The organism is Spirillospora sp. NPDC046719 (assembly GCF_040645715.1).
Lineage (GTDB): Bacteria > Actinomycetota > Actinomycetes > Streptosporangiales > Streptosporangiaceae > Spirillospora.
The window spans coordinates 1-5,356 of sequence record NZ_JBEYYT010000546.1; the positions used below are offsets into that span (position 1 = coordinate 1).

5 protein-coding genes are annotated in these 5,356 nt (G+C 74.1%); 4 read left to right on the forward strand and 1 reads right to left on the reverse strand.

Annotation, left to right across the window (positions count from 1 at the left end; translation table 11 throughout):
* Nucleotides 1-72 precede the first annotated feature (72 nt).
* Nucleotides 73-726, reverse strand: coding sequence for an HD domain-containing protein (locus ABZ914_RS45580; RefSeq protein ID WP_500200911.1), 654 nt, complete (start codon nt 724-726; stop codon nt 73-75).
* Nucleotides 727-827: 101 nt separating this feature from the next.
* Between ABZ914_RS45580 and ABZ914_RS45585 the strand changes: the two genes are divergently transcribed.
* From ABZ914_RS45585 to ABZ914_RS45600, 4 genes are all read left to right on the forward strand, one after another.
* Nucleotides 828-1,805, forward strand: coding sequence for a GlxA family transcriptional regulator (locus ABZ914_RS45585; RefSeq protein WP_500200912.1), 978 nt, complete (start codon nt 828-830; stop codon nt 1,803-1,805).
* Between the two features lie 82 nt (nt 1,806-1,887).
* Nucleotides 1,888-3,048 (forward strand): thiolase family protein, encoded by a 1,161-nt coding sequence (locus tag ABZ914_RS45590; RefSeq protein ID WP_500200913.1) that lies wholly within the window; start codon nt 1,888-1,890, stop codon nt 3,046-3,048.
* Between the two features lie 3 nt (nt 3,049-3,051).
* Nucleotides 3,052-3,453, forward strand: a complete 402-nt coding sequence (locus ABZ914_RS45595) for a Zn-ribbon domain-containing OB-fold protein (protein WP_500200914.1) — start codon at nt 3,052-3,054, stop codon at nt 3,451-3,453.
* Between the two features lie 49 nt (nt 3,454-3,502).
* The gene (locus ABZ914_RS45600; protein ID WP_500200915.1) at nt 3,503-4,651 is read left to right on the forward strand and encodes an NAD(P)H-dependent flavin oxidoreductase; all 1,149 of its coding nucleotides are present in this window, start codon (nt 3,503-3,505) and stop codon (nt 4,649-4,651) included.
* Nucleotides 4,652-5,356 lie beyond the last annotated feature (705 nt).

Below are 5,356 nucleotides of genomic sequence, written 5' to 3' on the forward strand. Positions count from 1 at the left end.
GCCGGGCACGCGGCCGCGCGCCGGGCCGCGATCGCCGGCTCCGGGTTTCGGGGGCGGTGGACCCGGCAGGGGTCAGGCGACGCCGGACCAGGCCGCCGCGGTGAGGTCCGTCCAGCGCGGTTGCGGGATGGCGATGCCGAACTGGCGGGCCAGCTCGTACGGGAGCGAGCCGATCGGGGCCTTGGCCGGGTTCGCGGCGATCTGCCCGACGATGATCTCGGCGAGCCCGCAGCCCGGCTCCAGCCGGGGGAAGGCGGCGTGCGCGCGTTCGGCGACACCGCCGGGGATCCGGTCCGCGCCCACGCCGGCGACGTCGGCGCTGGTCCCGGCGTGGGTGAGGGCGATCTCCGCGCGCATGCGATCGGCGATGCCCCGGCTGGTGTGCAGGGCGATGGCCTCCCACACGACGCGGGTCCGCTCGCCGTCGTACCCGTGCCCGGCGAGGAACCCGGCGGCGAGGTCGGCGCCGTCCACCTCGAAGCGCCGGCCGCCGTCGCCCCGCTCGGTCAGGCCGAGGTCGTGCAGGACGCACGCCAGGAACAGCGTCTCGTCGTCGTAGTCGGCGCCGGGCCGCAGGCCCCTCGCCTCCCCGATGGCGCGGGCGAACAGGTAGGTGCGGGCGCAGTGGTGCGCGAGGGCCGCCGGCCCGGCGGCGAAGACCAGGTCGTACGCCTCGCGGGTCAGGTCGGTGTCGGGCAGCGAGAACTCGGCGAAACGGTCGGACACGAAGGCTCCTTGGACGCGGTGCTCGGGACGACACCGATCGTCCGATGCCGCCCGGCGCCCCGGCCAGTGTCCGGACCGCCGATGTGCGCTACGTTCTGGCCATGGCCGCTGAACCGCATGTCGTCGCCGTCCTCGCGCTGGACGGCGTCGTGGCGTTCGACCTGGCGACGCCGGGCCAGGTGTTCGGGACGACGACCACGGCGGGCGGCGACCCGCTCTACGACGTCCGGGTCTGCACGCCGCCGGGCGGCGCGCGCACCTCCCCCGCGCTCGGCCGGATGCGCGTGGACGCCCCGTACGGCCTGGACGCGCTGGCCACCGCGGACACGATCGTCGTCCCCGGCCACGAGGGCGTCGCGGACGACCCGCCCGGCGAGGTCCTCGACGCGCTGCGGTCGGCGGCGGCGCGGGGCGCCCGGGTCGCGTCCATCTGCGTCGGCGCGTTCGTCCTGGCCGCGGCGGGCCTCTTGGACGGCCACCGCGCGACGACGCACTGGTACTACGCGCGCGCTCTGGCGCGGCGGTATCCGTATGTGGAGGTGGACCCGTCCGTCCTGTACGTCGACAACGGGCAGGTGCTCACGTCGGCGGGCGTCGCGGCGGGCGTGGACCTGTGCCTGCACATCGTCCGCCGCGACCACGGCTCGGCGACGGCGGCGCGGACGGCCCGGCGGATCGTCATGCCGCCGCAGCGCGACGGCGGGCAGGCGCAGTTCATCCGGCACGACGAGCCGCCGGACGGCGGGGCGGCGCTGCAGCCGACGCTCGCCTGGCTGGAGGCGAACCTGCACCGCCCGCTGGCGCTGGACGAGATCGCGCGGCAGGCGTCCTGCAGCGTCCGGACGCTGACCCGGCGGTTCCGGGAGCAGGCCGGGACGACCCCGCAGCAGTGGCTGTCGCACGCGCGGGTGCGGCGCGCCCAGCAGCTGCTGGAGGACACCGACCTGCCGGTCGAGCGGGTGGCCGCCGAGGCGGGGTTCGGGTCGCCGGTGACCCTGCGCGCGCACTTCGCCCGCCGGGTCGGCGCCTCGCCGCTGGCCTACCGGGGCGCGTTCCGCGCGCGGTCCGCCGGGGACTGATCGTCCGCCGCCGACCCGCCCGCCCGCCTACCGAATGCTGTTCGGTACCGTGGCGGTGACGATGCGGGGAGGGATGCGACGAATGAGCGCTGCGATCGCCGGGCTGGGAATGACGGAGCTCGGCAGGGTGTACGGGCGCAGCCCGCGCCGGCTGGCCGCCGACGCGGTGCGGCTCGCCGCCGCCGACGCCGGCCTCGGCCTGGCCGACCTGGACGGGCTGCTGGTCAGCCACGGCATGGGCGGCTCGCCCGGGATCGAGCTCGCCGACACGCTCGGCCTGCGGGACCTGCGGCTGCTGACCCAGATGAACGCCTTCGGCGCGACCGCCGGGGCGATGGTGGCGCACGCGGCGATGTCCGTCATGAGCGGCGCCGCGACCACGGTCGCGTGCGTGTTCGCCGACGCGCCGCTGAAGCCGAAGCAGTCGGCGGGCTCCGCCTACGACCGCAGCGCCCGCGAATGGTACGGGTACGGCGGCATGACGGCGGCCCTCGGGCTGCGCAGCGTCAACTCCTTCTACGCGCTGGCGGCGCGGCGGCACATGTCCCGGTACGGGACGACGAGCGAGCAGCTCGGCGCCATCGCCGTCTCGACGCGGGAATGGGCGACGCGCAACCCCCTCGCCCAGATGCGCGAGCCGATCACCCTCGCCGACCACCAGGCGTCGCGGTGGGTGTCGGAACCCCTGCACCTGCTGGACTGCTGCCTGGTCTCCAACGGCGCGATCGCGGTGATCGTCACGAGCGCCGACCGCGCCCGCGACCTCGCCCGCCCGCCCGTCCACCTGTGGGGATGGGGCCAGGGCCACCCCGGGCACCGCAAGGAGCGCGGCAGCGACTTCGGGCTGACCACCGGCGCCGCCTCCTCCGGCGCCACCGCGATGAAGATGGCCGGCATCACCCCGTCCGACGTGGACGTGTGCGAGCTGTACGACTGCTACACCTACACCGTCCTCGTCTCCCTGGAGGACTACGGGTTCTGCGCCAAGGGCGAGGGCGGCGCGTTCGCCGCGTCCGGCGCGCTCGGCCCCGGCGGGTCGCTGCCCACCAACACCGGCGGCGGGCAGCTGTCGGCGTACTACATGTGGGGCTTCACCCCGCTGTCGGAGGCGGTCATCCAGGCGCGCGGCGACGGCGGGGAGCGGCAGGCGCCGTCCAACGACGTCGTCCTCGTCAGCGGCAACGGCGGCATCCTCGACCACCACTCCACCCTGATCGTCAGCCCGCACCCGAAGGGAGCCTGACCGATGGAGATCGGCGTTCTGCGGCGCGACGGGCGCACCGACCCGTTCTTCGACGGCACCGCCGCCGGAAGGCTCGTCATCCGGCGCTGCGAGGCGTGCGACCGCTGGTACGCGCCGGACGCCTCCGGCTGCCCCGAGTGCGGCGAGGAGGAGCCGGCCTGGGCCGACGCGAGCGGCGCGGCGACCCTGGTGACCTGGACCGTCACCCACGGCCGGCCCGCCGAGGACGGCACCGCCCCGCCGCCCGCCTACCTCGCGCTCGTCGAGCTGGCCGAGGGCCCGTGGATGTACGCCCGGCTGGACGGCGTCGACGCGGGCGACCTGCGCGAGGGGCTGCCGCTGCGCGCGGAGTTCGAGCACCCGGACGAGGGCGAGTCGTACGTGCTGTTCCGCCCCGCCCGCTGACCCGCCGGACCCTGGACCGAATGGCGTTCGGTCCATTAGCGTCGGGGGCATGAACACCGAGGTCTGCGCCACGTTCGGGATCGAGTTCCCGCTGTTCGCCTTCAGCCACTGCCGCGACGTCGTCGCCGCCGTCGCCAACGCCGGCGGCTTCGGCGTCCTCGGCGCCGTCGCCTACACCCCCGACCGGCTGGAAGAGGAGCTGCGCTGGATCGACGACCACGTCGGCGGCCGCCCCTACGGCGTCGACGTGCTCGTCCCAGCCAAGATCGACGAATCCGCCGAGCGCGCCGGACGCGGCGAGGGCGGCCTCGACACCATGCTCGCCGCGGTCCCGCAGGAGCACTGGGACTTCCTCATCGGCCTGTTCACCAAGTACGACGTCCCGCTGCCCGACTTCGAGAAGGCCAAGCGCTCCAACGCGCGCGGCGGCACCTCGGTCACCAAGGAGGGCGCCACCGAGCTGATCGACGTGTCCCTCGCCCACCCCATCCGGCTCATCGCCAGCGCCCTCGGCACCCCGCCCCCGATCATGGTGGAGAAGGCCAAGGCCGCCGGGATCCCCGTCGCCGCGCTCGTCGGGACCGCCGAGCACGCCCGCCGCCAGGTCGCCGCCGGAGTCGACCTCGTCATCGCGCAGGGCGGCGAGGCCGGCGGGCACACCGGCGAGATCTCCACGATGGTGCTCGTCCCCGAGGTCGTCGACACCGTCGCCCCGGTGCCCGTCCTCGCCGCCGGCGGCATCGCCACCGGCCGCCAGATGGCCGCCGCGCTCGCCCTCGGCGCGTCCGGCGTCTGGTGCGGCTCCGTCTGGCTCACCACCGAGGAGGCCGAGACGGCGCCCGCCGTCAAGGAGAAGATGCTCGCCGCCACGTCCCGCGACACCATCCGGTCGCGGTCCCGCACCGGCAAGCCCGCCCGCCAGCTCCGGTCCGCCTGGACCGACGAGTGGGAGGGCCCCGAGAGCCCCGGGCCGCTCGGGATGCCGCTGCAGATGATCGTCGCCGAGGGCGCCATGCGGCAGATCACGAAGGTGGCCGAGTCCGGCAACCCCGGCGCCCGCGCGCTCGCGAACTACTTCGTCGGCCAGTGCGTCGGCCTGATGAACACCGTCAAGCCCGCCCGCCAGGTCGTCTACGACATGGTCGAGGAGTTCGCCGACGCGGTCGACCGCCTCAACGCCATCACCGCCGCCGACTGACCGCCTCCGGCCCTGCGCAGAGGCCCGGCCGTCGTTCCGGGCCTCTGCGGCAGCAAGCAGCCCGACCGGGAAAGGAGCGTGGGGGCCGTGCCCCCACGCTCCGCCACGACGACCAGCAACAGCACGCCACTACGCCCTGCCGACAACCAACCACCCGGCCACCTGGCCATCTGGCCACCGCAGCCCGGCCCCAGCGGCAGTGCTCACCTGTGTCAGCGCCGATCAGGACCCACAGAAGCTTTGACGCCGAGACCCGATCTCCGCACTGCAGACACTGGTGCAGGTAGGTGTTGACCGCCCGGGCCTGGCAGCACGCCTCGACCAACTCCATGTCGACCCCGACCGCAGCCAACGAACGCCGGACACGCCGCCGGACGGTGCCACGAGAATCAGCGGAGTTCTCAACGTCGGCGCCGCACTCCGTAACCGCCGTGAACGCGTCGAACGCAGCGGCTTCGCGCCGACTATCCGGGGCGATTGCTAGCGAGAGCATCCGCCATACGGCACCGAGACAGCCAAACGCTGCGCGAGAGCATTCCAGAAAGTCGAATGATCACAAAATTCGAGGGCGTGGGGTCAGCTTTAGCTTTGAGATAGAGAACTTGAGAATTTCGAGTTCGGCGATCTACGGTAAGGGTGTTCGGGTGGTGGGGTGGCGCTTGCGGTAGGGGGCGCCCCACCCAAAGGAAGGGCGGCCTACGCGGA

Excerpts from the sequence above, each read along its gene's own strand:
- ABZ914_RS45595 (WP_500200914.1), top strand. The coding sequence starts at position 3,052 with ATGGAGATCGGCGTTCTGCGGCGCGACGGGCGCACCGACCCGTTCTTC.
- ABZ914_RS45585 (WP_500200912.1), top strand. The coding sequence starts at position 828 with ATGGCCGCTGAACCGCATGTCGTCGCCGTCCTCGCGCTGGACGGCGTC.
- ABZ914_RS45590 (WP_500200913.1), top strand. The coding sequence starts at position 1,888 with ATGAGCGCTGCGATCGCCGGGCTGGGAATGACGGAGCTCGGCAGGGTG.
- ABZ914_RS45600 (WP_500200915.1), top strand. The coding sequence starts at position 3,503 with ATGAACACCGAGGTCTGCGCCACGTTCGGGATCGAGTTCCCGCTGTTC.